Source organism: Caballeronia sp. LZ035, assembly GCF_031451175.1.
Lineage (GTDB): Bacteria > Pseudomonadota > Gammaproteobacteria > Burkholderiales > Burkholderiaceae > Caballeronia.
Genome location: NZ_JARUXS010000003.1, coordinates 125,328 through 149,409, shown reverse-complemented (window position 1 = coordinate 149,409; position 24,082 = coordinate 125,328). Strand labels below are relative to the sequence as shown.

General features: G+C 64.7%; 23 protein-coding genes and 1 riboswitch. Of the genes, 12 read left to right on the top strand and 11 right to left on the bottom strand.

Annotated elements, in window-relative coordinates; genetic code table 11:
* Nucleotides 1-181: 181 nt before the first annotated feature.
* Together QCE88_RS23725 and QCE88_RS23720 are read left to right on the top strand one after the other, a co-directional pair.
* Nucleotides 182-1,483 carry an MFS transporter gene (locus QCE88_RS23725; protein ID WP_309906873.1) on the top strand — a complete coding sequence of 434 codons (1,302 nt, stop codon included), beginning with the start codon at nucleotides 182-184 and terminating at the stop codon, nucleotides 1,481-1,483.
* Nucleotides 1,484-1,533: 50 nt separating this feature from the next.
* Nucleotides 1,534-2,709 (top strand): thiolase family protein, encoded by a 1,176-nt coding sequence (locus QCE88_RS23720; protein WP_409018207.1) that lies wholly within the window; start codon nucleotides 1,534-1,536, stop codon nucleotides 2,707-2,709.
* Here QCE88_RS23720 and QCE88_RS23715 read toward each other — a convergent pair.
* Nucleotides 2,690-3,469, bottom strand: a complete 780-nt coding sequence (locus tag QCE88_RS23715; protein ID WP_309906871.1) for a DeoR/GlpR family DNA-binding transcription regulator — start codon at nucleotides 3,467-3,469, stop codon at nucleotides 2,690-2,692. The two genes, QCE88_RS23720 and QCE88_RS23715, sit on opposite strands and share 20 nt — an antisense overlap.
* 239 nt (nucleotides 3,470-3,708) lie before the next feature.
* Between QCE88_RS23715 and QCE88_RS23710 the strand changes: the two genes are divergently transcribed.
* The 5 genes from QCE88_RS23710 (at nucleotide 3,709) to QCE88_RS23690 (ending at nucleotide 9,444) form a co-directional block, all read left to right on the top strand.
* Nucleotides 3,709-4,707, top strand: a complete 999-nt coding sequence (locus tag QCE88_RS23710) for a 2-keto-3-deoxygluconate permease (RefSeq protein WP_309906869.1) — start codon at nucleotides 3,709-3,711, stop codon at nucleotides 4,705-4,707.
* A complete protein-coding gene (locus tag QCE88_RS23705; RefSeq protein ID WP_309906867.1) occupies nucleotides 4,704-5,960 on the top strand; it encodes a four-carbon acid sugar kinase family protein in 1,257 nt (418 codons plus the stop codon). The genes QCE88_RS23710 and QCE88_RS23705 overlap by 4 nt, the downstream gene beginning before the upstream one ends.
* 31 nt (nucleotides 5,961-5,991) lie before the next feature.
* The gene (pdxA, locus tag QCE88_RS23700; RefSeq protein ID WP_309906865.1) at nucleotides 5,992-6,993 is read left to right on the top strand and encodes a 4-hydroxythreonine-4-phosphate dehydrogenase PdxA; all 1,002 of its coding nucleotides are present in this window, start codon (nucleotides 5,992-5,994) and stop codon (nucleotides 6,991-6,993) included.
* Between the two features lie 126 nt (nucleotides 6,994-7,119).
* Nucleotides 7,120-8,514: a CoA transferase gene (locus QCE88_RS23695; RefSeq protein WP_309906863.1), complete on the top strand. Its 1,395-nt coding sequence runs from the start codon at nucleotides 7,120-7,122 to the stop codon at nucleotides 8,512-8,514.
* 165 nt (nucleotides 8,515-8,679) lie between these two features.
* Entirely contained in the window at nucleotides 8,680-9,444 is a 765-nt protein-coding gene (locus tag QCE88_RS23690) for a hypothetical protein (protein WP_309906861.1), read from the top strand.
* Between the two features lie 67 nt (nucleotides 9,445-9,511).
* Here the strand turns inward: QCE88_RS23690 and QCE88_RS23685 are convergent, their stop codons facing one another.
* The 3 genes from QCE88_RS23685 to QCE88_RS23675 form a co-directional block, all read right to left on the bottom strand.
* On the bottom strand, nucleotides 9,512-10,495 hold the full coding sequence (locus QCE88_RS23685; protein ID WP_309906859.1) for a hypothetical protein: 984 nt from the start codon (nucleotides 10,493-10,495) through the stop codon (nucleotides 9,512-9,514).
* Between the two features lie 119 nt (nucleotides 10,496-10,614).
* A complete protein-coding gene (alr, locus tag QCE88_RS23680; protein ID WP_309906857.1) occupies nucleotides 10,615-11,721 on the bottom strand; it encodes an alanine racemase in 1,107 nt (368 codons plus the stop codon).
* A gap of 184 nt (nucleotides 11,722-11,905) precedes the next feature.
* Complete coding sequence (locus QCE88_RS23675; protein WP_309906854.1) at nucleotides 11,906-12,874, bottom strand: hypothetical protein; 969 nt, start codon at nucleotides 12,872-12,874, stop codon at nucleotides 11,906-11,908.
* Between the two features lie 254 nt (nucleotides 12,875-13,128).
* On the opposite strand from QCE88_RS23675, the gene QCE88_RS23670 reads away from it, so the two are divergent.
* Nucleotides 13,129-13,539 (top strand): DUF6632 domain-containing protein, encoded by a 411-nt coding sequence (locus QCE88_RS23670; protein ID WP_309906852.1) that lies wholly within the window; start codon nucleotides 13,129-13,131, stop codon nucleotides 13,537-13,539.
* On the opposite strand, the gene mntP is transcribed toward QCE88_RS23670, so the two are convergent.
* The gene (gene mntP / locus QCE88_RS23665; protein WP_309906850.1) at nucleotides 13,532-14,101 is read right to left on the bottom strand and encodes a manganese efflux pump MntP; all 570 of its coding nucleotides are present in this window, start codon (nucleotides 14,099-14,101) and stop codon (nucleotides 13,532-13,534) included. The genes QCE88_RS23670 and mntP overlap by 8 nt on opposite strands.
* A 9-nt stretch (nucleotides 14,102-14,110) precedes the next feature.
* Nucleotides 14,111-14,279, bottom strand: a riboswitch (yybP-ykoY riboswitch).
* A 114-nt stretch (nucleotides 14,280-14,393) separates the two neighbouring features.
* Between mntP and QCE88_RS23660 the strand changes: the two genes are divergently transcribed.
* The gene (locus QCE88_RS23660; protein WP_309906848.1) at nucleotides 14,394-14,840 is read left to right on the top strand and encodes an ester cyclase; all 447 of its coding nucleotides are present in this window, start codon (nucleotides 14,394-14,396) and stop codon (nucleotides 14,838-14,840) included.
* 20 nt (nucleotides 14,841-14,860) lie between these two features.
* On the opposite strand, the gene QCE88_RS23655 is transcribed toward QCE88_RS23660, so the two are convergent.
* Nucleotides 14,861-15,337 carry a hypothetical protein gene (locus QCE88_RS23655; protein ID WP_309906846.1) on the bottom strand — a complete coding sequence of 159 codons (477 nt, stop codon included), beginning with the start codon at nucleotides 15,335-15,337 and terminating at the stop codon, nucleotides 14,861-14,863.
* A 410-nt stretch (nucleotides 15,338-15,747) separates the two neighbouring features.
* Here QCE88_RS23655 and QCE88_RS23650 point away from each other — a divergent pair, with 410 nt between their 5' ends.
* Nucleotides 15,748-16,809, top strand: coding sequence for a lipopolysaccharide biosynthesis protein (locus QCE88_RS23650; protein ID WP_309906844.1), 1,062 nt, complete (start codon nucleotides 15,748-15,750; stop codon nucleotides 16,807-16,809).
* 9 nt (nucleotides 16,810-16,818) lie between these two features.
* Here QCE88_RS23650 and QCE88_RS23645 read toward each other — a convergent pair whose 3' ends face one another.
* Complete coding sequence (locus QCE88_RS23645; protein ID WP_309906842.1) at nucleotides 16,819-18,585, bottom strand: PQQ-binding-like beta-propeller repeat protein; 1,767 nt, start codon at nucleotides 18,583-18,585, stop codon at nucleotides 16,819-16,821.
* 198 nt (nucleotides 18,586-18,783) lie between these two features.
* Here QCE88_RS23645 and QCE88_RS23640 point away from each other — a divergent pair, with 198 nt between their 5' ends.
* Nucleotides 18,784-18,921 carry a hypothetical protein gene (locus QCE88_RS23640; protein ID WP_309906840.1) on the top strand — a complete coding sequence of 46 codons (138 nt, stop codon included), beginning with the start codon at nucleotides 18,784-18,786 and terminating at the stop codon, nucleotides 18,919-18,921.
* 16 nt (nucleotides 18,922-18,937) lie between these two features.
* On the opposite strand, the gene QCE88_RS23635 is transcribed toward QCE88_RS23640, so the two are convergent.
* From QCE88_RS23635 to QCE88_RS23625, 3 genes are all read right to left on the bottom strand, one after another.
* Complete coding sequence (locus QCE88_RS23635; protein WP_309906839.1) at nucleotides 18,938-21,478, bottom strand: glucose/quinate/shikimate family membrane-bound PQQ-dependent dehydrogenase; 2,541 nt, start codon at nucleotides 21,476-21,478, stop codon at nucleotides 18,938-18,940.
* Between the two features lie 143 nt (nucleotides 21,479-21,621).
* Nucleotides 21,622-21,966, bottom strand: coding sequence for a hypothetical protein (locus QCE88_RS23630; RefSeq protein ID WP_309906837.1), 345 nt, complete (start codon nucleotides 21,964-21,966; stop codon nucleotides 21,622-21,624).
* A gap of 67 nt (nucleotides 21,967-22,033) precedes the next feature.
* Nucleotides 22,034-22,282, bottom strand: coding sequence for a hypothetical protein (locus QCE88_RS23625; protein ID WP_309835706.1), 249 nt, complete (start codon nucleotides 22,280-22,282; stop codon nucleotides 22,034-22,036).
* 168 nt (nucleotides 22,283-22,450) lie between these two features.
* Here QCE88_RS23625 and QCE88_RS23620 point away from each other — a divergent pair, with 168 nt between their 5' ends.
* Nucleotides 22,451-22,831 carry a hypothetical protein gene (locus QCE88_RS23620; RefSeq protein WP_309906835.1) on the top strand — a complete coding sequence of 127 codons (381 nt, stop codon included), beginning with the start codon at nucleotides 22,451-22,453 and terminating at the stop codon, nucleotides 22,829-22,831.
* A 34-nt stretch (nucleotides 22,832-22,865) separates the two neighbouring features.
* On the opposite strand, the gene QCE88_RS23615 is transcribed toward QCE88_RS23620, so the two are convergent.
* Nucleotides 22,866-24,065: an amino acid aminotransferase gene (locus tag QCE88_RS23615; RefSeq protein WP_309906832.1), complete on the bottom strand. Its 1,200-nt coding sequence runs from the start codon at nucleotides 24,063-24,065 to the stop codon at nucleotides 22,866-22,868.
* Nucleotides 24,066-24,082: the final 17 nt, after the last annotated feature.

Below are 24,082 nucleotides of genomic sequence, written 5' to 3'. Positions count from 1 at the left end.
CCCGATCGTAGGCCGCGCCCTGTCATGCGCTCAAACGACATTTTTTGCACGCTTGATTGAGTTTTCGTGATGGCGTTTTCGATTAAGAAGAAGTCAATCGACAACGCAAAAAATGTCGTTTGAGCGCGCGCCGGTCCGAACCTAGGATGCGTCCAACACATACCCACACGGAGACGCCGCCATGCACACCACCTTGCCCCAAGTCGCGGAACCCGCCGCGACGCCACTCAACCGAACGCAGAAGAAAGCGATCGTCGCGGCCACGCTCGGCACCATCGTCGAGTTCACGGACTGGATCATCTACGCGACCTTCGCGTCGCTGTTCTCGCGGCAGTTCTTTCCCGCGCACAATCCCGGCATCGCGCTGCTCGCGGCCTTCGCCGTGTTCGCGGTCGGCTTCGTGATGCGGCCCATCGGCGGCGCGCTGCTCGGCGCCTATGCCGACCGGCACGGCCGCAAGAACGGCCTCGCACTCTCGGTCGCGCTGATGGCGGGCAGCTCGCTCGTGATCGCGGTGTGTCCGGGCCATGCGTCGATCGGCGTCGCGGCGCCCATCGTGCTGGTCGCCGCGCGGCTCGTGCAAGGCTTTGCGGCTGGCGGCGAGTTCGGCTCGGCCTCGACCTTCCTGATGGAATCGGCGGCGCCGGCGCGACGCGGCTTCGCAGGCTCGTGGCAGCACTTCGCGGTCAACGCAGGCGTGCTCGTGGCGGCCTCCATCGGCGCGCTGCTCACGTCGGTCATCGACGCCCCGGCGATGGCCGCGTGGGGCTGGCGCATCGGCTTCGCGATCGCGGGCCTGATGGGTTTCGTGGCGCTCTGGGTGCGCCTCGCCGTCGCCGAAACGGATGCCTTCAAAAAGACCGCGTCCGCCCGGCAGCACACGCGGCATCCGTTCGTCACGATCATCCGCGAGCATCGGCGCGCGGCGCTCCGCGTGATCGGCATCGCCATGGCGGGCAACCTTTGCATCTATCTCTGGCTCGTGCTGTTCCCGACCCTCGCCCACATGCGCGGCCTTCCCCTGCGCGATGCCTTCAGTGCCAGCGTGGTGTCCATCGTCGTGTCGCTCGTCGCGATTCCGCTGCTCGGCATGCTGTCGGACCGCATCGGCCGCAAGCCCGTGCTGCTCGCGTTCGCCGCCGGCTCCGCGCTGTTCGCGTGGCCCGCGCTGCACTTCCTCTCGAACGACTACTGGAGCGCGACCGTCATCGTCACGCTCGGCATGCTGCTCTCGTCGGGGTTCGCGGCGACCTGCGCCACCGTGATGGCCGAACAGTTCCCGGCGCACGTTCGCGCTACCGGCGTCGCGCTGCCCTATGCGCTCTCGGCGGCGCTCTTCGGCGGCACGCTGCCGACCATCGTCACCGCGATGGCCAACGCCGGCATCGTCGATTACCTGTGGATCTACGTGGCCGTCGTGTGCGTGCTCGGCTGCATCGTCTATGCGCGCATGCCGGAAACGCGCGGCAAGACGCTCGACTAAGACTCGCTTACTCGCTTACCCGATTTCCTTATCTCAATGCAATGGAGGCAATGATGCGCAACGTGGTGATTGGCGGCGTCGGCATGACGTCATTCGGCAAGTTTCTCGAACGCAACCTGAAGTCGCTCGCGGAAGAGGCGGTATCCCTCGCGCTGAAGGACGCGCATGTGGGCGTGGACGACGTGGACCGCGTGTTCTTCGGCAATGCGGCGGCGGGCGTCGTCACGGGACAGGAGATGATCCGCGCGCAGTCGTCGCTGCGCCATACCGGGCTCGACGGCAAGCCCATGTTCAACGTCGAGAACGCGTGCGCGTCCGGCAGCTCGGCGTTGCATCTCGCGTGGCTCTCGGTGGCGTCGGGGCAATCGGAAACGGCGTTGGTGGTCGGCGTGGAAAAGCTTTCGCACGAGGACAAGGCGGTATCGTTCGGTGCGTTCGCCAAGGCCGTCGATCTCGAAGAGCCGCTGCCCGAAGGCGTGACGGCCGGCACCGGCTCGCTGTTCATGGATCTGTATGCGGCGAAGGCGCGCAAGTGGATGGCCAGGACCGGCGCGGAAGCGAGCGACTTCGCGCGGGTCGTCGTGAAAAGCCGTCATGCGGGTTCGCTCAATCCGCATGCGCAGTTCCGCAAGGAGACGAGCGTCGAGGAAGTGCTGTCGAGCCGCATGGTGAGCGACCCGCTGACGCTGTTCATGTGCTCGTCCATCGGTGATGGCGGCGCGGCCGTGTTCATCTGCTCCGAGTCCTTCGCGTCACGGCGCGACATCCGCCCAGTGTTCATTCGCGCGAGTTCGATCGTGTCGGCGAAAGCGGACGGCACGGGCGAACTCGTCGCCGTGCGCGCCGCACGCGAAGCGTATGAACAGGCCGGCATCGGTCCGCAGGATGTGCATGTGGTCGAGTTGCACGATGCCTCGGCGCCCGCCGAGCTGATCCACTACGAGAACCTCGGCCTGTGCGCGCCCGGCGACGCACCGAAGCTGATCCGTTCGGGCGATACCGGCATCGGCGGCAGGATTTCGGTGAATCCGAGCGGCGGTCTGCTGTCGCGCGGCCATCCGGTCGGGGCGACGGGCGTGGCGCAGATCGTCGAGCTGACGCAGCAGTTGCGCGGCCAGGCCGGCGCGCGGCAACGGCCGGGCGCCAAGGTCGCGCTCGCGGAAAACAATGGCGGTCAGCTCGCGGGCGACTCGGCAGTCGCGCTGGTCACGCTTCTTTCGACGTAAGCGCCGCCCGTTCCACCGTCACATTGCCGCGCTCGCTGAAACGGACGAGCAGCGGCGCCTCGGCCAGCGCATCGGTGACGAGCGTCCAGTTGCGGTCCAGCGGCGTCCAGTGCTGCTGGCTCGCGCGTTCGAGTTTGTTCGACGTCACCAGCACGAACACGCCCGCCGCCTGCGCCACGATGCATTCCTTCAGAAACGCCTGTTCCGCCGTGGCTTCGCACAGCCCGCGTCCCGCCACGACGCCGTCAGCGCCGAGGAACGCCTTGTCGAACGTGACGCGCGTCAGCCCCACCTGCGCGATGGGCCCGAGCGTGCTCATGCTGGAGGGCCGCACATCGCCGCCGATCAGCGTCACGCGCACGTCCGCCGCCGCGAGCACGCCCACTGCGAGCAGATTGTTGGTCACGACATGAATGGCAGTGCGCCCGGCAAGAAGACGTGCCAGCGCGGCGGTCGTGGTGCCGCCGTCGAGGAAAATGGTGTCGCCGTCCTGCACGTGCCGCACCGCCGCGCGGGCGATCGCTTCCTTCTGTTCCCGGAAACTCTCGCGACGCGTGTCGAGCGATTCCTCCGGTTCGTGCATGCCCACCGAAGCCGCGCCGCCATAGGTGCGCACGAGCCGCCGCTCGCCGGCGAGCGCGCTCAGGTCGCGGCGCACCGTCGCCTCCGACATGCCAAAGTGCTCGCACAGCGCGGCGACGTCGTTCATGCCGGACAGCACGGCCTTGAGCATCGCTTCGCGGCGTTTTTCTACTTTCATCCTGTTTCCTGATTCGATGGCTTCCCGGCGGGACGCACAGTGTAGCGAACCCGTCGGGCTCGCCGCATGCTTGCTGTTTGATCGTTTCGATCATCTTCTTTCAAGCGCAATGATCGAAACGATCAGTAAAAACCCGCACAATGCGCAAATTGCGCGAAGCGGACGATACCGTTACCCTCCAAAATGATCTAATCAGTCACATTCTGCGTGATTCGGACAGAAACCACTTGGAGACATGCATGGCTCAGATTCACATCAAACGCGCCGTCGAGCGCGTGCCCGGCGGGATGATGATCGTCCCGCTGCTGATCGGCTCGCTGATCGCGACCTTCGCGCCGGGAATGCCGAAGTTCTTCGGCTCGTTCACGAACGCGCTGTTCACCGGTTCGCTGCCGATTCTCGCGGTGTTCTATGTCTGCATGGGCGCGGGCATCGACGTGAAGGCGACGCCCTACCTGCTGCGCAAGGGCGGCGCGCTGTTTGCGACCAAGGTCGGGACGGCGATTGTCGCGGGCATCGTGCTCGGGCACTTCCTCGGCGAGCAGCCGATCAGTTCCGGGCTGTTCGCGGGCGTCTCGACGCTGGCCGTCGTCGCTGCGATGAATGACACCAACGGCGGCCTCTACATGGCGCTGATGGGCCAATACGGCCGCTCGGAGGACGTGGGTGCGTACACCATCATGTCGCTCGAATCCGGCCCGTTCCTGACCATGGTCACGCTGGGCGTCGCGGGCCTGTCCGCGTTTCCGTGGCCGTCGCTCGGCGGCAGCATCCTGCCGCTGGTGGTGGGCATGCTGCTCGGCAATCTGGACCGTGAAATGCGCGACTTTCTTGGCCGCGCCGTGCCGGTGATGATTCCGTTCTTCGCGCTGGCGCTCGGTGCGAGCCTCGACCTGCACAAGGTGTGGCAGGCGGGACTACTCGGCATTGGCCTGGGCTTCGCGGTCGTGATCGTGACGGGCATTCCGCTGTATTTCGCCGACCGCCTCACCGGCGGCACGGGTGTCGCAGGCGCGGCGGCGGCGAATACCGCAGGCAATGCGGCGGCGGTACCGGCGTTGATCGCAGCGGCCAATCCTGTCTATAACGAAGCGGCCAAATCGGCGACGCTGCTGGTGGCGGCCTGTGTGGTGGTGACGGCGATCGTCTCGCCGATCCTGACAGCGTCGATCGCGAAACGCGCCAACGCCCGGGACCAGGCGCGCGCCACCGCGAAGACACGCGAGGCCACGCAATGAACAGCTTGCTGATCGTCGCCGACGATCTCTCCGGCGCCGCCGACTGCGCCATCGCATTCGCGGCGGCGGGCCGCAGAACGGTGGTGTCACTCGACGCGAACGCGCCGCATCAGGATGCAGCCGTGATCGCCGCCGATACCGACACGCGCCGTCTCGCGCCCGCCGAAGCCGCGCAGCGCGTGGCTGCTGCGTGGCAAGCGCTGCGCGCGCCGGGCCGGCGGCTTTACAAGAAGATCGATTCGACCTTGCGCGGCAACTGGACCGCCGAAGTGGCGGCGCTCGCGCGGCTCGCGGGACCGGCCATCGTCTCGCCCGCCTTTCCGGCGACAGGCCGCGCGGTGCGCGATGGCCGCGTGATCGTGCGCGGCGTGCCGCTCGAAGAAACCGAAACCTGGCAGCTGGAACACGCCGGGCAGAACCCCGAACTACGCGCGATGCTCGACAAGGTGGGACTGCGCGTCGCGCATGTGTCGCTCGAAGCGTTTCGCGCCGCGCCGCAGGATGTCGCGGCGATGGTGATCTCGGCGGCGGCTTCGGCGGACGGCGTCGATGCCATCGTCGTCGATGCCGAGACCAGTGAAGACCTTGCCTCGCTCGCCCGCGTGACGGCGGCGCTCGATGCGTCGTTCTTCTGGGTCGGCTCGGGCGGCCTCGCGCGCGAACTCGCCGCATTGCCCAATCTCTTCACCACCGAGGCCGATCCCCGCGCCGCCCGTCCGTTCGACGGCACGCAAGGCCCGATCCTCGCGCTGGTCGGCAGTCTCTCGGCGATCTCGGAGCGCCAGTGCGCGCTGCTCGGCGCCGACGCCGGCGTCCGCGAGATGATCGTGCCGCCCGCCGTTCTCCGCGACGGCGCACGTCATCCGGAGTGGCAGGCGTGGCATGAACGCATTGGCCGAACAGTGCGGGATCGCGAGGACGCGATCGTGCGCATCGGCCGCGACGATGCCTTCGATCCAGCCGAAGGCGCGCTTCTGTCGAACGCCCTCGCAGCGCTCGTCGCGCCGCACTTCGACCAGTTGGGTGGCCTGATCGCGACCGGCGGCGAAACGGCCCGCGCGATGCTCGCCGCCGCCCGTGTCGGCAGCCTCGAACTGCTGCGCGAGGTGGAAGCCGGCGTCGCGCTCGGCCGGCCCGCGAACGGCGCGGGGCCGGCCATCGTCACCAAGGCGGGCGCGTTCGGCAGCGAGCATGCGCTGCTTGGCGCCTACCTGCACTTGCGCGGCGCGGATCTTCCCGTCGCGCGCCAGTAACCGAATTCACCCCGAATCCAGACGAAACATCATGAGCAACTACCTCCCCGTAATCGGCATCACGATGGGCGACGCAAGCGGCGTCGGTCCGGAAGTCGTCGTCAAGAGCCTCGCGCACGAGGCGGTCTATCAACAGTGCCGTCCGCTCGTGATCGGCGATGCACGCCGCCTCGAACGCGCGATCGAACTCACCGGTGTCAGCGCCAGCGTGCGACGCATCCAGGGCGCGCCGGAAGCGCAATATCAGCGCGGCACGATCGATTGCATCGACCTCGGCCTGATTCCCGATGATCTGCCGTTCGGCCAGTTGTCCGCCGTCGCGGGCGATGCCGCGTACCAGTACATCGCGCGCGCGGTCGAACTCGCGCAGGCCGGCCAGATCGACGCGATCTGCACCGCGCCGCTGAACAAGGAAGCGCTGCATGCCGGCGGCCACAAGTTCCCCGGCCACACGGAAATGCTGGCGCACCTGACGGGCGTCGACGAGGTCTCGATGATGCTGGTCGCGCCGCAACTGCGCGTGATCCACGTGACGACGCACATCGGCATCATCGACGCCATCCGCAAGATCGAGCCGGGTCTGGTCCAGCGCACCATCGAGCGCGGCAACGCGACGCTCATCAAGGCGGGCATTGCCAAGCCGCGCATCGGCGTGTGCGGGATCAATCCGCATGCGGGCGAGAACGGTCTGTTCGGCTATGGCGAGGAAGAAGAGAAAATCATCCCGGCTGTCAAGGTGCTGCAGGAACGCGGTCTCGACGTGACCGGCCCGCTGCCCGCCGATACGCTGTTCTATCGCGCAGGACGCGGCGATTTCGATCTCGTCGTCGCGATGTATCACGACCAGGGGCACGGTCCCGTGAAGGTGCTGGGTCTCGAAGCGGGCGTCAACGTGACGGTCGGGCTGGAGGTGATCCGCACGTCGGTGGATCATGGCACGGCATTCGATATCGCCGGCAAGGGCATCGCCGATGAAGGCAGCATGCTCGAAGCGCTGCGGCAAGGCGCGGAACTGGCGACGCGGCGTCACTGAGCGGCGTCACTGAGCGGCGTTACTGAGCCACGTCACTGAGCCACGTCACTGAGCGGCGGAGCGAGCAAGCGCGGTCCGCGCGACAATGGGGGCTTCTTCCTCATGAAGCACGCGCGCCCATCCATCATGTCCGCTCAAACTTCCGTTTCAGCTTCCGATACGCTTCACGCGCTCTGGCGCATCGCCGGCTTGCCCGGTGATGCGCTTTCTTTTATCGAGCTTCCGGGCCGCGAGCCGGTCTTTCCGTCGAGCTTTGCGATTGGCACGGCAGCGCAGGCGACCGTCGCTGCGGCAGCGCTCGCCGCGTGCGAACTGGCGCATGCACGGGGCGTCGGGCGGCAGCGGGTGTCGGTCGACATGACGCATGCAGCCGTGGAATGCACAGGCGCCTTCACCGTTGACGGGCAAGCGCCCGAAACGTGGGGACGCTTCTCCGGCCTGTATCGCTGCGCCGATGGTTACGTGCGCATTCACGCCAACTTCGAACATCATCAGGACGGCGCGCTGCGCCTGCTCGGTCTCGATCCGAAGACGGCGACGCGCGCGGACGCCGAGCACGCGATGCTCGCCTGGCGCGGCCGCGACTTCGAAGACGCCGCGGCGGCGCAAGGCCTTGTCGTCACGATGCTGCGCACCTTCGACGAATGGGACGCGACGCCTCAGGCGCATGCAATCGCCGCGCAACCATTGATGACGATGACCCGCATCGGCGATGCGCCGCCATGCGCGTTGCCTTTGCTGGATGAAACTGCGCGGCCGCTCGATGACATCCGTGTGCTCGACTTCACGCGCATTCTCGCAGGGCCGGTTGGCGGGCGCGCACTGGCTGCGTTCGGTGCGGACGTGATGCTGGTGAACGCGCCGCATCTGCCGAACATTCCGGCGATCGCAGACACGAGTCGCGGCAAGCGCTCGGCGCTGCTCGACTTGCGGACGGAGCAGGATCGCGCGGCGCTCGGGCGGCTGGTCGACGACGCGCATGTGTTCTCGCAGGGCTATCGGCCGGGCGGCATCGAGGCGCTCGGCTTTGGGCCGGAAGCGCTGGCGGCGCGGCGGCCCGGCATCGTGTATGTCTCACTGACGGCGTATGGCACCGAAGGCCCGTGGGCGCAACGGCGCGGGTTCGATTCGCTCGTGCAGACGGCCATGGGCTTCAACGCGGCCGAAGGCGAAGCGGCCGGCGACGGCAAGCCGCGCCCCTTGCCCATGCAGATGCTCGACATGGCGAGCGGCTTTTTGATGGCGTTCGGCGCGGCGGCGGCGCTGTGGCGACAACAGTGCGAAGGCGGGAGCTGGCATGTGCAGGTCTCGCTCGCGCAAACGGGACACTGGCTGCGTGGACTGGGGCGCGTGGAAGGCGGCCTCGCCGCGCCGACGCCGGATGTCGCGCCGTTCATGACGCGCCATGCGTCGGGCTTCGGCGAGCTGGTGGCGGTGACGCCGAGCGCGCAACTGGAGCGCACGCCGGCGGGGTATGCGAGGGAGTCGGTCAGGCCGGGGGCGTGGGAGGTGAAGTGGTGAGGGATGCCCCGCCAATCAATCTTGCAGTGCGTGGGTCAGGGATGGCATAGCGGCTAGCTACAAACCCCCTCTCAAGTTTCGTCCGAACGTTCCGATAACGCATTGCATGCGCGCCCTCCCGCGCGTCCTCAACGCCTATCGACAAGAACAACCTCTACCGTTCCCATGAAACTGCTCCCGAAAGTGATGCTGCTCGTCCTGCCCGTTCTCGCTGCCTGCGGAGGCGGCGGAAGCGACGAAACCTGTGCCACGGACGCCAACCTGACGAAGAGCTGCGTCGCCAAAACGTCGCACACGATTCCCGAAGGCATCTGGTTCGGCGCGACGGATACGGGTCTGGCGGCGCAAACCATCGTTCTCGAAACCGGGCAGTATTTCAGCATCTATACGTCGAATCAGGATCTGGTCTGGATGACCGAAGGCTTCCTGACCGCCACCAACGGCGCATTCACCGATCCGGCCGTCGTCGCGCTGCACTACACCGGCGAGATTATCGCGGGCACGCTCAGCGGCACGTTCACGTCGAAAAGCGTGTTCTCGGCGACGAGTTCGATCAACACAAAACCGAACACCACCGCGCTCATTTTCAACGGCAACTACAGCGCCACCTATGACACGCCGCTCGCCCTCGGCGATGTCCAGGGAACGTGGAGCAACCCGGCCAACATCACGACGGTCTCGACGATCACCTTCGCCGCGGACGGCGCGATCACCGGTTCGCAAGGCGCCTGCACCTTCACCGGCAGCTTCAAGCCGCGCGCGACCGGCAAGCATATTCTCGACGGCTCGCTGACCTTCACGAGCGCGGCCTGCGCCACCGGCAGCGGCGTGACGATGCCGGTCGAGGCGACCGTGGTGAACAACCAGATGAACATCGTGGGCGTGACGCCGCAGCGTTCCACCGCGTTCTACATGGCGGCCACACGCTGACCCAACCCGCTTCGGTGGCATGTCGAGGCGGCAGCGCGCCGCCTCGGGTCTTTGGACAACGACCGCTTCACTCGTCCTTCAAGCGATACGAGACGAAGTCGTCCTGACACACGGCAATCATCCCCGGCACCCTGATTTCCGGCCTGAAGACGTAGTTGATAATCTTGTCGATATCGGGCTCGGCGCGCGCGTTCAGAATGATCTGCCTGTCTTCTGGCGGAAGTTTTCTTGCCGCATGAATGATCGAATGAAGCAGGCCGACGATACTGCGATCTCGTCCATGGAACATCACATCGGGTCGCTCGAAGGACCTGCCGAAGAGAATATCGCTTGCCTCCTCACTCAAGTTTAAGGCCTCGGGTGAAGGCGGCTCGAGTTCCAGTTGGTCAAGAAGCGACATGCTTGCATAAGCGAACGCCGGATGGTCATATTTCACCCTGTACATCCGGTTTCCGAAACGGCTCCAGTCTTTCGCTGGCTTCTCGCCGACTTCCAGCGAAAAGAACACGTAGTCGTCATTCCCCAAACCGTTGACATCCATATCGGTTGAGTTGTCGTCCAGGAAAGCTATTTCCTTTTCCATCAATCGCTTTCTGGAATACAGCACCAGGTCGCCGCCCGGACTCAAGACCCTGGCATGCGTCGCGTGCGTGGCGTAGAACGGCATGCCGAAGAAGTTCTCCGCGAATGACTCTTCCTGGCCGTCCAGTACGCCATTGGATGCGATGATGTCATCCACGTTCTTGATCGACTTCGAAAACAGCGCGGCTGATCGCTGGAAGTGGCTGACCGCCGGCCCTCGGTCGAAAACCCAGTCATCGTCCTCTTCAGGCGTGGCGTTCTTGCGAAACAGATATCCGTTGCGACCCATTCGGTGCAGCGCGTTTCTTGCCCGCTTGAATCTGACGCGTTGCAGGAGCCTGCATGCCAGGTCGCTCGTTCTATCGTCCTCCGGTTCAGTTGCCGCCAACTCGCGCACCGGCCTTTTCTTCAGCGGCCGTCTGTCCTGTCTGGCAAGCACCCGCACCGATTTCTTCGCATATGGATACATGGACCCTCCATTCCAAAATGGGATCCAACGATTATCCCGCCGCAAAACGGCATGACTGCAACATGCCGCACCCGCGACTGAATTTGACACTCACTCACTGAAGGGCGAATCCGCGCGCGTCAGACGGGCTGTGCCAGCCGCTCTGCCGTCACGTCGGCCGTGTCGCAACGCACCCGCACGCGTCGCGCCAGTGCGCACAGCAATTCGTAGCCGATCGTGCCGGACGGCTCCGCCACTTCATCCACCCTGATGTGCTCGCCCCATAACTCGACCGGCGCGCCCATTCCGGCCGCCGCGCAGGGAGTGAGATCGACCGTGAGCATGTCCATCGACACGCGCCCGACCAACTGCGTCCGCACGCCCGCCACCCTCACCGGGGTGCCGGCCGGCGCATGACGCGGATAGCCGTCGGCATAGCCGCACGCGACCACGCCGATGCGCATCGGCCGATCCGCCGTGAAGGTGCGGCCATAGCCGGTCGTCTCGCCGGGCTGCAGCGTCTGCACGCCGATGATGCGGCTCTCGAGCGTCATCGCCGCACGCAGGGGAATGCCTTCGATGTGACGCGCGCAGCCGCTCGGGGACGCGCCATAGAGAATCGTGCCGGGACGCACCCAGTCACGATGCGCACGCGGATGCCACAGCACCGCCGCGGAATTCGACAGGGACCGCGTGCCGGGAAGATGGCGAGTGACGGCGTCGAACGCGTCGACCTGCCAGTCGATGGCGCCGTCGTCGGCGTTTGCGAAGTGCGTCATCAGGCCAATCGATGCGATTGCCTCGATACGCGACGCACGCAGCCACGCGCGCTCGTAGTCGGCGGGCCGAAACCCCAGCCGGTTCATGCCCGAATTCATCTTCAACTGGATGTCGATCGGCTCGCGCGGGCGCGCGGCTGCGAGCATGTCGAGCTGTTCGTCGCAATGCACGCTGACGGTCAGGCGGTAGGGGTCGGCGACCGCCAGATCGTCCGGTTCGAACACGCCTTCCAGCAGCAGCACCGGCCTGTTCCAGCCGAGTTCGCGCACGCGCACGGCTTCGTCGAGGTCCAGCAGCGCGATGCCGTCGGCTTCCGCCAGCGCGGGATAAATGCGCTCGATGCCGTGCCCATACGCATTGGCCTTGATCACGCTCCACACGCGCGACGTCGGCGCCGTCCGCTTGACGAGCTGCAGGTTGTGACGGATGGCATCGAGATGAATGCGTGCGGCGATCGGACGTGGCATGCGGGTTCCTCGGCATGGGCCGCCCTTCAGAAGACGCGCCATGCTGTATTTTTTGGACCAGGCAGTCGAATGACGAATCGTATCGGCGTGAAGGCAGTTTTTGTTATCGTATTGACGCCGATTTTTGGTGGAACGCGCTGCGACGCATTGCGCTGCAGGTCTGCACGACCTTGCGCGAAAAGGCTCAGTCGTCCGAGTAACCCGCGACTGAATAGTCTCCGTTGCGAACCGCGAAGATCCCTGGAACCCTGATTTCAGGCCTGAATATCCAGTTGATCACCCGGTTGACCTCGTCGTCTGACCTGGCGCTCAGGATAATCCGCTTGTCGCGTTCAGCCAGCATCCTCGCCACTTCGATGATCGAGTACGCCAGCCCTTTCATGCTGGCTTCTCTTCCATGAAACAGGATGTTCAATCGCGCATATTTTCTGCCGCGAAGCCTCGCTCTCGCATCGTCACTCAGGCGCGCGATGGAAGGTTGAGGGATCTGCATGTTCATCTGATCGAAAAGCGACAACGACGAAAGATCAAACAGCGGATGGCTGTAATTCACCCTGTAAAACAAACCACCAAATCGGCTCTCTTTTTTCTTCGATTTCTCCCCGACTTCAAGCGAGAAGAACACGTAGTCATCGTTTCCCAGTCCTTCGATATCTTCATCCATCGAATGATAATCTGAAAAAGCAATTCCTTTTTCAATCAGCCTTTTCCGCGAAAAAAGGATCAAATCTCCGTTTATGCTGGACACCTTTCTCTCGGTCGCATGAGTCACATAAAGATCTTTAGCAAAAATGACCTCGATGAAAGCCGATTCTTCGGTATCGAGATCACCGACCTGCTCCACGACGTTTCGTCCGTTTCGCAGGCGCTCTGCAAAGAACTGCATCAACTCACTCGAAGGAAATCCCTGCTCCAGATACTCGTCGTTCCAGCTCTTCCCGCAAGAACGCAGAAATTCCTGGTGCATCAATACTCCATTGGCTTGCACCCGGTTCAGAGCCCGGCGCGCCCGGTTGAACCTGACCTGCTGGAGAAACCAGTTTCCGTAATAATCCTCTTCGTCGGTCAATGCTTCATTTTTCCCCGGGCTCTGCTTATTCATAAATGAACGCTTTACCTGGGATTTCTTGATTGCTTTCGCACGTGAATACATGGACGCCTCCCCTGCTCGATCATCGGCAGCTTAGCATTGGCTGCCGATAACGCTTAGCGCCTTCCAGCACGTGTCAACGTTATTGCACTTTGTTTCGATAATCCAGTACTTCGGTTTGTAAAGCCATTATTTCTTGGCGGCTCATTGCAGTCAGTCAGCGTATTCAGAATGCGAATCGCGGACCGGAATGGTTCACTCGAGAATTTCGTCGAGGCGTATCTTGTGTTCTCTTGCCGCCCGTGAAGGAGCCCGCCATGACCGACGCCCGTCGTCTTGCCTGCCTGCGCATCGTGCTCGTGATCGTCGGGCTGATCGCGCTGTTCGGCCTCTATCCGTTGATGCTGCTCTGGCCATCCGGCTGGGCCTGGGAAGGCGCGCACGGAGGCCGCTCGGAGTATGCGCTGATGATCGTCGGCCTCTATGCGACGCTTGGCGTGTTCCTGCTGATCGCCTCGCGCGATCCGCTGCGGCACTTGAGTCTCATCTGGTTCACGGTGTGGTCGAGCGTCGTGCACGGCGCCATCATGGCCGTGCAGTCATTCGGCGGGGCGCAGTCTCACGCGCACCTCGGCCATCTGGCCGGCGACGTGCCGGCGCTGTTCATCGTGGCCGCCGCGCTCGCGTACTTCACGCCGCGCGGCGGGCCAACAGGCAAGCTCAGCTGAGATAACCGAGATGCTCGGCGAGAATCACGCAGCCGACGCCCATGAGTATCAGCCCGCCGACAATCTCCGCCCGCTTGCCGATGGTCGCACCTACGACCCGCCCGACCATCACACCGATGGTCACCATCAGCATGGTCGCGAAGCCGATGGTCGCGGCGGTGGAGAAAATATCGACATCGATGAACGCAAGGCCCGCGCCGACCGCCATGGCATCGATACTGGTGGCGAAGCCGGTGAGCGCGAGCACCCAGAACGAGTGGGAGTTGGGCTTTTCTTCTTCGTGTTCGACAGCGCGCAGGCCTTCGCGAATCATGCGGGCGCCGAGCAGACCCAGCAGCGCGAACGCAATCCAGTGGTCCCATGCGGTGACGTACTGCGCGGCCGCCTTGCCGAGCGCCCAGCCGACGAGCGGCGTCAGTGCCTCGATCACACCGAAGATCACGCCGGTCTTCAGGGCCTCGGCAATGCGCGGCTTGTGCAAGGTGGCGCCTTTGCCGACGGCGGCCGCGAAGGCGTCGGTGGACATGGCGAAGGCCAGGAATAGTGTGGAGGCGAGATTCATCGAGTAGCGCTCTGGTCGGGCAAGATAAACGACAGAACGCGCGCCCGACCGGTCGCGGATTCTGTCGATGGTCTTGCCAACCCTTGACGGTTGTCCATGCCACGGTCCGAACGACCGAGCGTGTTGACATGGACGCTTTCCCGAACGGAAAAGCCGGCTACTCCCCAGCGAAGAGACGTGAGCTTAACATGACTCCAGGGCCGTTCCTGCGCGTTGCGGACGGGTTGCGGTACAGTGGGTGCGTTATGCCGCAGTTTCCACCTCATGCCAACCCGCTCATGACGGAGGCACCATGCAGGCAGGCCCGCTCACTCACGCGGCGGCGCGAGACGCCGTCGAACGGCTCTATCGCGCCTTCGCCACGCACGATCTCATGCTGCTGCGCGAGGCCGTCACACCGGACTGGGCGTATCTTCCCGAACCGCCCGGAGAGCGTCCCGGTCCCGACCAGATGATCCCCATCTTCGCCGATCTCGCCATTGCGCTGCCCGACATGCGCATCGAGATCCTGGACATGCTGGTGCAGGATGATCGCGTGGGCGTACGCGCCGAAGTGAGCGGCACACAGGCCGGGCCGCTGATGGGCATCGCCGCCACCCGCAAGCCGCTTCGGTTCGCGATTCACTCCTTCCACGAAATACGCGGCGACCGCGTATCGAAGACCTGGCATCTCGAAGACTGGCTCAGCGTATTCCGCCAGCTCGACGCCGTGCCGTCCGGGATCAGGCCATCGCCCTGAACGCCGTGACGGGTTGAAGCTCAGGCGCGCCGCGCCTTGCCCTTCGTACCGCGCGAGGCGGTCTGCCGCACCACATGCTCGACGCACAAGCCGACGAGCGTCGCATCCAGACGCTCCAGCGCGCGTGCGGCTTCACGCAGCGCGGCGGCATCGGTGCCGAAGGAATCGGAGAACAGCCACTCGCGCTGCCGGGCCGCTTCGCGCGTCGCCTGCACGGCCGCGCTCAATTCCGGCATGCGCGCAAAACCCGCCGCACGCGCCTTCTTCTCCAGACACGCCACCAATTGGTCCAGCGGCGCGGGCGCCACGCTCTCCACGAACAACGAGAGAAAGCGCAACACGCTGCCCTGCAAGCGCCGATGAGCATCGACGAGATCCCGCAGCGGCTCCGCGCGGTCGCGATCGCGCGCGGCCTGCACGGTGATGATGCTGGCGCGCAGGCTGGAATCGGCTGGCGTGGGCGTGACGGATGATGGGGATCGTGTGCGGGTCAACATGGAAGCCGGTGACAGGTTCTCCGCGCCGATCGCGGCGCGCTATGTATTTCAGAATATAGCGCATCTGTCTCTGACACGGCATTCCGACCGTTCGGCCGAATCGGCGCGGGGGTTGCGTTTCGTGCATGGAGCCTCGCGTAGCCAAGGCTTGATTTCGCGCGGAACCCGCGTCTATAGTGATCTACGCACGCTCCCTCACGTTCCCGCAGCTTCGCCAAACAAGGCCTTCGCGGCCTCTTCCAGCCCCTCCCGGAGAACGTGCGTGCACCGGCCAGATGCCCCGCCGCCGACGCGCTTTCCCATCGAACCATGACAACGCCGCGTCACGGCCGGCTCGCGTCCGCCCAATCCATTCGATATCGGCAACGGTTCGGGGTATCGCTTCGATATCTCTCGGGTCTCACCTCATCATGAAACTCGTCGACAAGCTGGGTGCGCTCACGCTGCCCCTGTTGCTCGCGGCGTGCGGCGGCGGTTCGGACAGTACCGGCCCCACCGCGGTCAGCGATGCCGCGCGCCCCATCATCCCCGCGCCGCTCACGTATCCGAATGCACGCGACATCGCCTATGGCATCAACGGCCATAACAACACCGGCGCCTATGCCATATCGAGCCCTGCGCTGCAACGTTCGCAATTGCGCGATCTCAACGTGAAGATGTATCGCATCGAGGTGCGCGACGCGCCGGGCGCCCAAACGCTCGCCAACCTGGCCCGGACGATGGCCGCCAGCGGCATCACCGTGTATCCGGTCATCCTGCTCGAACTCAACTTCGCCAGCGAGAGCGATGCCTACAACGCCGCGTATTCCATCACCCGGCAGATCGTCGCCGTGCAGCGCTACGCGTACTACGAAGTGACCAACGAACTCGCGGCGCAATGGCTCGTGGGCTGGGTGGACGGCGTGCGCAGCACTGACTTCGACAACACGCGCTTCCAGATTGCGCGTGGCGTGGTGCGCGGATTGATTGCGGGGATCAAGTCGCTGGATCCGCTGGGCAAGATCGTGATCGGCGGCAATACCTGGATGCACTATGGCTTCGATGTGATGCTCGCAAACGGCACGCAGCCCGACGGCACGAGCGGTCATCCAAAAGTCACCTGGGATGTGACGGCCTGGCACTGGTATTCCGAGCAGGGCGACATCACCCACGCATGCGGCGGCACCGGTTGCTACAACGTGATCGGCACCTTGCAGGGCTTCGGCAAGCCGGTATGGATCAACGAAGTCGGCATGCGCCCGAGCTTTCCGGGCACCCAGCAGCAGGCCGCCGATTACCTGTCGGTCAACATGCTGGGCGCGCTCAAGTCGATCTCCGCGCAATACGGCATCACGTCATTGCAGGTCTACGAACTCTACGACGACCCGAGCGGCGGCGAAGGCCCATACGGCATCATGCTGAACGACGGCAAGACGCCAAAGCCGGCCTACAGCGCGTTCAAGTCGTTCGTCGCGGCCCATCCGGCGCGGTGAGCCCACGCCTCACTTCGCCAGCAATCCGAACACGCCGACGCCGCTCTTCGTGCCCACATACACTTTGCCGTTCGCGACGGTCGGCGTGATGAACTTGTTGCCCTGGCCGTACTGGTCGCGTCCGCTGGTGTCGCCGCTGTTGTAGAGCTGGCGCGACAGGTTGCTTGCGTCGTAGGCGCGCAAGCCCGCGATCGTGCCGTTTTCCGCCGCCCACAGGATGCCGTTCGCGGTGCCGTTGGCCGAGATGCTCGGCGTCGCGCCCGGCGCGCCGAAGGTGTTGGAGGTCTTGCTCGTGGGGGTCGCGGACAACGCCGCGTTCGAAACCGCGAACGCCTTGATGCTGTCGCCGATCGAGCCAAAGTAGACCGTGTTGTTGAAGTAGGCGGGCGCGGCAAACATCGGCCCGGTGATCTGCCCGACGAGTTCCTGATAGATGTGGTCCGCGTTCGAATCGAACTTGCCCATCGAGAGACGGTTGACCACGTAGATCGTCGAATTCTTGCCCGCGCCCACCGCAAGATGCTGGACGACGCCGTTTGCATCGGTGAAGTCCGGCAGTACCATCGCGCCGCCCGAACCGAGATCCTCGTCTTCGTTCGACTCCTGCACCGTGTTCGACGCCTGGAAGTAATCCTGCACCCGCAGCGGATTCGGGTCGATCCGCAGGAAGCCGTTGCCGTAGTTGCCGTTGATCGGCATCTTCTGGGCGTTTTGCGTCGGGTCGAAGGTGCCGTTGGCATCGAGCAGATAGATGCCCTGGCCGTCCGATGCCGGCCCCGCGCCGCTCATCCAGATCGCGCCCATCTGGCCGTTCGGCGTCAGGTTCAGCACGCTCGCCTGCTGGAGCGTGTCGGCGTTATAGCCGATGACCCAGCCGGTGTACGGCATGAAATCGCAGTGCGACGTCCAGGACGTGTACACCACGCCGTTCAGCAGCAGCAGCGCGGCACGTTCGGCGTACTGGCCCGGCGTGAACGGCACCTGGCCGTTCTGGCTGCCTGCGCCATTGCCCGGATAGCTCGCGGTGATCTCCGTCGGACCGTTGAAGAGTTCGGCGCCCGTGGTGACGTCGAGCGCGTGGAGGCGCTGGTGATAGCCGCCCGATCCGTCCTTCGACATGCCGACCACGTACATCACGCCATGCGGCCCGCGCGAACGATCGATGACCGGCGTCGCCGTAACGCCGATGTTCGGCGTAATCTGCGCGCAGCCGTGGTCGTCGCTCGGCGACTCGCCGTTGCCGAGCGTCGAGACCTTCCACAGCACGGCGCCGCTGTCGGCATCGAAGGCATAGACGTTCGCGTTCTCGGTCGCGACGTACAGCACATTGCGCGTGCCGCCCGCGATCGGCACGCCTGCCAGGAACAGCGGCTGGGCATCGACGGCGCCGTCCACGTTGAACACGCCGACCTTGCCGAATGTCGCTGTATTGACGTTCGATGGCGTCAGGACGGTTTCAGCGAGTTGCTGGCCGGTTCGGGCGATGTCGTTGTGCCAGGTGGTGACGTCCATCGGGTTGCTGACGGAGGTGGTCGAGCCGTTGCCGTTGCCGCCGGAAGCGCCCGAGGCGCCTGAAGGACTCGATGCACCCGCGGGACTCGACGCGCCTCCCGCACCGGATGCCCCCGCCGGACTCGATGCGCCCGACGCTGCCCCGCCGCCCGCGGCCGACGAGGTGGTGTCGCCGCTGGAGCCACCCCCGCTGCATGCGCCGATGATCACCGCGAGCAGCGCGGCGCCGACAACGGCGGCACAAGCAGGAGCGAGCGCTTTCATGTGCAACTCCTCGACGGAGAGACGACGATTCCGAGCAACCGCGCTGGAGCTTCCAACACAACGCCGATGCGATGCTGCCGTCCAGCATACGGAATGCCCACGCCGATGCCGCTTTTTGAAAGCGTTTTATTGCACCGCGTCAAAGTATGCTAACCTAGGGTTATTACCTAGTTAGTTACCCCTAGTACGGAGTCCGCCATGGGAATCATCGCCGCAACCCCGATCGCCCTCGTTTCCTTCCTCGCCGCCAAGCTTCGCGCTGCCACGCGCGACGCGCTCCATGCCCGCGCCAAAGTCAGCGCGCTGATGGCCGAAGCCTACCGGCGCGCGCAGTAATCTCGCCTCTCATGCGTCATTGCAACGTGTAGGCAATGACGTAATCGCCGGCCTTCGTCCCGAGCGAACCATGTCCGCCAGCGGTCACGAGCAGATACTGCTTGCCGCTGGCGTCCGCATAGCTCATGGGTGTCGACTGTCCGCCCGCCGGCAAGCGCGCTTCCCACAGCTTCCGGCCGTCGTGGACGTCGTAGGCGCGCACGTATTGATCGAGCGTGCCGGTCAGGAACGCTACGCCGCCCGCCGTCACGATCGTTCCGCCCAGACTCGGCACGCCGAGCGGCATCGGAATGGGCAAGGGCGCGCTGTCGACAATCGTGCCGTTCTTGTGCTGCCACGCAATCTTGTTCGTGCGCAGGTCGACGCCTGCCATGTAGCCCCACGGCGGCGCCTGGCAGGGAATGCCGAGCGGCGAAAGAAACGCGTTGATCTCAAAGCCGAACGGCGTGCCGCGCGCCAGCTTGATGCCGCTGGTCTCACTGACCACGCCGTCGCTCTTGCCTTCCTGGATCTTCTCGCGCGGAATCAGCTTCGACACGAACGCCATATAGTCCGGATTCGCGATCAGAATCTGCCGAACCGGATCCACTGAAATGCCGCCCCAGTCGAACACGCCGAAGTTGCCGGGAAACACCAGCGTGCCCTGTTCCGACGGCGGCGTGAACGGCCCGTCATAACGCAAGCTCTTGAACTTGATGCGGCACCAGAGCTGATCGAACGGCGTGGTGCCCCACATGTCCGCCTCCCTGATGCGCGGCGGATTGAAGTTGAGCGCGGAGACCGCCTGGGTCGGCGAGGTATGGTCGCCTTTGGCAGCGCCCTGCGGCACGGGCACTTCGCTGATCGGCACGATCGGCTGGCCGGTCTCGCGATTCAGCACGTAGAGGCTGCCCTGCTTCGTCGACGCGATGATCGCCGGCTGCGTACCCTGCGCCGTTTGCAGGTCGATGAGCGTCGGCTGGCCGCCCACGTCCATGTCCCACAGGTCGTGATGCGTGAACTGGTAATTCCAGCGCAGCTTGCCTGTCGCGGCGTCCAGCGCGACGAGTCCCGCCCCGAACTTCTCCGCCTGCGGCGTGCGTTGGCCGCCCCATTGATCCGGCGTCTGATTGCCCATCGGCAGATAGATCATGCCGCGCTTCTCGTCGACGCTGAACATCGACCACATGTTCGGCGAATTGCGGACGTAGGTGCCGCCCGCCGCGATCGGTTCGGTGGCGTCCGGATTGCCCGGATCCCAGTTCCAGACGAGGTGGCCGTCGTTCACGTCGAACGCGCGGATCACGCCGGAAGGCTCGTTGTTCGATTCGTTGTCGGTCACGTGGCCGCCGACGATCACGAGGTTGTGGAACACCGCTGGCGGTGACGTCGAGTAATAGCCGCCGGGCGTGAACGGGCCGATGTTGGCGCGCAAATCGATCGCGCCGTCCTTGCCGAAGCTCGGGCAGAGCTTGCCGGTGTCGGCGTTGAGCGCGATCAGGCGGGCGTCGGCGGTGGGCAGGAACAGGCGACGCGGGCACTCGGCGAGCGCGGTAGTCTGCGCGGGCGTCGTGACGGGTGCGGGTGCGGGTGCGGATTCAGCAGGCGCTGACGCGGCGGCGACATCCGCCGGAGCGGAAGCGGCGGCATCCGCCGGAGCTGATGCGGCGGCGTCTGAAGGAGCGGATGCAGCCGCATCTAAAGGAGCCACGGCCGCATGCATCGCCGGATCGTAATAAGCGACGCCCCGGCAAGTCATATGCTCCCAATGCTTGAACCCGACCGGGCTCTGGATCTGCGGATCGAACCGCCACTTTTCCTTGCCCGACGCGGCATCCAGCGCAATCACCTTGCTGTGCGGCGTGCACAGAAAAATCGTGTCGCCGACCTTGATCGGCGTGTTCTCGTCGGTGGTTTCGGTGGGATCGCCGGAGCCGGGCATGTCGCCGGTCCGAAAGGTCCAGGCCACTTTCAGCTGATGCGCGTTCTCCGGCGTGATCTGCGTCAGCGGCACATAACGCTGTGCGAGCGGCGAGCCGCCGTAATCGGTCCAGTCGCCGGGCTTGCGTCCGGTGCCGGCGTTCGTATCGGGTTGATTGGCGTCGGCGGCAGCTTCCACGTCGATGCGTCCCGACAGGTCATGCGGATCGCGGAACCAGCTACCGGCGCCGAGCAGCAACGTAAGAATGATCGCCGCCGCCAGCGGCGTGCGCGCGGCTCGCACGGTGGAGGGCGGCCCGAACAGCGCCCCGCGATGCACGAACGGGATCAGCAGCCAGATGGCGAGCACAAGCCAGACCCACAGGCGCGGCATCAGTTGCCAGAAATCGAAATGCACTTCGAACACGGCCCACAGCGTCGAGCCGAACAGCACGAGTGCGAACAGCAGCAGCGCCGAGCGGCGCCGAATGAGCAGCAGCAATCCAGTCAGGACGATAGCCACGCCCGTGACGACGTAGTACCACGAGCCTTTCACCGCCACGAGGTACGCCCCGCCGATCCCGAGCAGCAGGCCGATGACGACGAACACGATGGCCGTGAAGAACGTGAGCGAATGAAGTCTTCCGTTGCCAGCCATGCTGAACTCCCTCTGAGACGATGAATGGCGAGACACGGCCGGCGGACGGTCGTGGTTCGGACGCTGTCGCGTCGTCGTCAGGAGCAATCAACGTGCCGTTTCGGCGGATAAAAGCACGCTGATCAGTACGCTTTACAGGTGACTTACGCTGAACCGCCATGCAGACTGCGGGGTCGCGGCCAGAGCCCGCCGTACGACACCGCTGTGACCACGCCGGCGGCGAAGGCCGCCTTCAGATCGGCGCGTTCGGTGAAGCTCGGCGCTTCCAGCCACATCAGGAACTCTTCGCGCCAGTTGCCCCAGGCGTTTTCGTCGAAATCGAAGTCCTCGTCAAGGCGGCCGTGGTCCCGCAAATAGACGCCCACCACCTGAGTCCCGTTCCAGTACGCGACGGCGACGTCGGTCAGATCGGCGGTCACGCCGCGCGGCAGATCGCGCAGCATCATCGCGACATGCGCCTTGAACGACTTGAATTCTGTGGGTCTCATCGCCTGCTCCGCGTCGAAAGATGCGTGATGGAAGACTGCTGCAACTCACTTCCTTCAGGCGTGCTGCTCAACGGAACACGCCCTTGTTCAGGTCCTTTTCGAACGCGGCAGTCCAGTGCGTGCCGTGTCCGACGCGGTATTCGCGCTCCTTGAGCGTGGAGCGCCGCGTGATGGTGACGAGCCCTTGTAACGGATACACGTCATCGACGACGTCGTTCTGACCGCCTTCCTGCACGAGGAAATCCTGCTCGTCGAGCCGATGGCGCGTCAGGATGGCCAGGAACTCCGCTCTTTCGTCCGGTGCGATCACTGACATGGGGGCCTCCATGATCGAACGCCGCCTGCCGGCCCGGCTGCATTGCGCTTCCGGGCCCGCGTGCTTCATTCAAAGTAGCACACGGGAAAAAGAACGGCGGCGCGTATCTTGCGGACAGCGCGGCACGGCGCACGCGCGCCGCTGCTTTTCAACAGGAGCCGCACAACGATGAAACGCTCATCCCTGACGACCTGCGCCGGCGCGCTGGCGGCGCTTGCCGTCTGCCTGCCCGCCCGCGCGGACGACACCGTCTGCGGCACGCTCGAAAGCGCGACCGGCGGGCAGGACGCACCGATCACGCTGCGCGAGGGCGAAAGCGTGAACTTCTGGCGCGGCGGCGCGGTGCGGCACGGCGCGCTGCATGTGTACAAGGACGGGGAGGTGTATCGCGTGTACTGGCAGCCGGAGGGAAGCGGCGACGTCTACGTGCTCGCGAATGAAGGCACGAACAGCGTGCGGCTCATCCTGACGCCGACACGCGGAACGAAAGTGGACACGGGACCGGGCAGCCTGCCGCCGCAGAAAGTGCTGTCCTGTCCCGCGATGTAGCAGCCGGACCGGTCCGCGATGCCTGGGTGGAGCGTTACTTCGCTGCCAGCACCTTGCCGATCGAATCGGCGACGATCTGCACGTTGCTGTCGTTCAGTCCCGCAACGCACATGCGTCCCGAACGCAGGATATAGACGCCGAATTCCTCTTTCAGACGGTCCGCCTGTTCAGCCACGAGTCCGGTGTAGGTGAACATGCCGCGCTGCTTGACGTAGCGCGTCAGCATTTCGCCGCGCACGTGATCCTTGAGGCCGTCGTGAATGGCCTGACGCATGCGCGCGATGCGCTGGCACATCGACGCGAGTTCGTCCTGCCACGACTGCCTGAGTTCAGGCGTGTTCAACACCTGCGTGACGATCTTCGCGCCGTGCGTCGGCGGATTGCTGTAGTTCGAACGCACTGCGCTCGTCAACTGGCCGAGCACGCGGTCGGCGGCGGCGGCGTCGTCGCAGATCACGTGCAGGCCGCCGCAACGCTCGCCATACAGCGAGAAATTCTTCGAGAACGAATTGGCGACGAAGCCCGGCACGCCCCGGCGCGCGAGTTCGCGCACGGCGAAGGCGTCTTCGTCCAGACCGGAACCGAAGCCCTGATAGGCCATGTCGACGAACGGCAGCAGGTCGCGCTTCTGCAACACGTCGATGACCTTGACCCATTGGCTGTCGTCGAGATCGACGCCGGTCGGGTTGTGGCAGCACGCGTGCAACAGCACGACGCTCTTCGCCGGCAGCTTGTCGATGGCGGCGAGCATCGCGTCGAACAACAGGCCGCCGCTGGCCTCGTCGTAGTACGGGTAGGTGTTCACCTCGAAGCCCGCGCGCTCGAAGATGAACCGGTGGTTCTCCCACGTCGGGTCGCTCACCCAGACCTTCGATTGCGGGAAATAGCGCTTGATGAAGTCCGCGCCCACTTTCAGCGCGCCCGAACCGCCGAGCGTCTGCACGCTGGCAATACGGCCAGCGGCGCGCGCCGGGTTGTCGTTGCCGAACACGAGCGCCTGCACGGCGTCGCGGTAATGGGCAAAACCGGCCATCGGCAGATAGGGCTTGGGACCGAGATCCTGCAAGATCGATAGTTCGGCCTCGCGGACGGCCTTCATGACGGGGAGACGGCCTTCGTCGTCGAAGTAGATGCCGATGCTCAGGTTGACCTTGCTGGTGCGCGGGTCCTTCTGGAAGTTTTCATTCAGCGACAGGATGGGGTCGCCGGGATAGGCATCGATGTGTTCGAACATGGTGAGTGTCAGGACGA

Bases quoted from the DNA above. Each gene is read 5' to 3' on its own strand.
- QCE88_RS23725 (WP_309906873.1), top strand. From the start codon at position 182: ATGCACACCACCTTGCCCCAAGTCGCGGAACCCGCCGCGACGCCACTC.
- QCE88_RS23720 (WP_409018207.1), top strand. From the start codon at position 1,534: ATGATGCGCAACGTGGTGATTGGCGGCGTCGGCATGACGTCATTCGGC.
- QCE88_RS23715 (WP_309906871.1), bottom strand. From the start codon at position 3,469: ATGAAAGTAGAAAAACGCCGCGAAGCGATGCTCAAGGCCGTGCTGTCC.
- QCE88_RS23710 (WP_309906869.1), top strand. From the start codon at position 3,709: ATGGCTCAGATTCACATCAAACGCGCCGTCGAGCGCGTGCCCGGCGGG.
- QCE88_RS23705 (WP_309906867.1), top strand. From the start codon at position 4,704: ATGAACAGCTTGCTGATCGTCGCCGACGATCTCTCCGGCGCCGCCGAC.
- pdxA (WP_309906865.1), top strand. From the start codon at position 5,992: ATGAGCAACTACCTCCCCGTAATCGGCATCACGATGGGCGACGCAAGC.
- QCE88_RS23695 (WP_309906863.1), top strand. From the start codon at position 7,120: ATGTCCGCTCAAACTTCCGTTTCAGCTTCCGATACGCTTCACGCGCTC.
- QCE88_RS23690 (WP_309906861.1), top strand. From the start codon at position 8,680: ATGAAACTGCTCCCGAAAGTGATGCTGCTCGTCCTGCCCGTTCTCGCT.
- QCE88_RS23685 (WP_309906859.1), bottom strand. From the start codon at position 10,495: ATGTATCCATATGCGAAGAAATCGGTGCGGGTGCTTGCCAGACAGGAC.
- alr (WP_309906857.1), bottom strand. From the start codon at position 11,721: ATGCCACGTCCGATCGCCGCACGCATTCATCTCGATGCCATCCGTCAC.
- QCE88_RS23675 (WP_309906854.1), bottom strand. From the start codon at position 12,874: ATGTATTCACGTGCGAAAGCAATCAAGAAATCCCAGGTAAAGCGTTCA.
- QCE88_RS23670 (WP_309906852.1), top strand. From the start codon at position 13,129: ATGACCGACGCCCGTCGTCTTGCCTGCCTGCGCATCGTGCTCGTGATC.
- mntP (WP_309906850.1), bottom strand. From the start codon at position 14,101: ATGAATCTCGCCTCCACACTATTCCTGGCCTTCGCCATGTCCACCGAC.
- QCE88_RS23660 (WP_309906848.1), top strand. From the start codon at position 14,394: ATGCAGGCAGGCCCGCTCACTCACGCGGCGGCGCGAGACGCCGTCGAA.
- QCE88_RS23655 (WP_309906846.1), bottom strand. From the start codon at position 15,337: ATGTTGACCCGCACACGATCCCCATCATCCGTCACGCCCACGCCAGCC.
- QCE88_RS23650 (WP_309906844.1), top strand. From the start codon at position 15,748: ATGAAACTCGTCGACAAGCTGGGTGCGCTCACGCTGCCCCTGTTGCTC.
- QCE88_RS23645 (WP_309906842.1), bottom strand. From the start codon at position 18,585: ATGAAAGCGCTCGCTCCTGCTTGTGCCGCCGTTGTCGGCGCCGCGCTG.
- QCE88_RS23640 (WP_309906840.1), top strand. From the start codon at position 18,784: ATGGGAATCATCGCCGCAACCCCGATCGCCCTCGTTTCCTTCCTCGCC.
- QCE88_RS23635 (WP_309906839.1), bottom strand. From the start codon at position 21,478: ATGGCTGGCAACGGAAGACTTCATTCGCTCACGTTCTTCACGGCCATC.
- QCE88_RS23630 (WP_309906837.1), bottom strand. From the start codon at position 21,966: ATGAGACCCACAGAATTCAAGTCGTTCAAGGCGCATGTCGCGATGATG.
- QCE88_RS23625 (WP_309835706.1), bottom strand. From the start codon at position 22,282: ATGTCAGTGATCGCACCGGACGAAAGAGCGGAGTTCCTGGCCATCCTG.
- QCE88_RS23620 (WP_309906835.1), top strand. From the start codon at position 22,451: ATGAAACGCTCATCCCTGACGACCTGCGCCGGCGCGCTGGCGGCGCTT.
- QCE88_RS23615 (WP_309906832.1), bottom strand. From the start codon at position 24,065: ATGTTCGAACACATCGATGCCTATCCCGGCGACCCCATCCTGTCGCTG.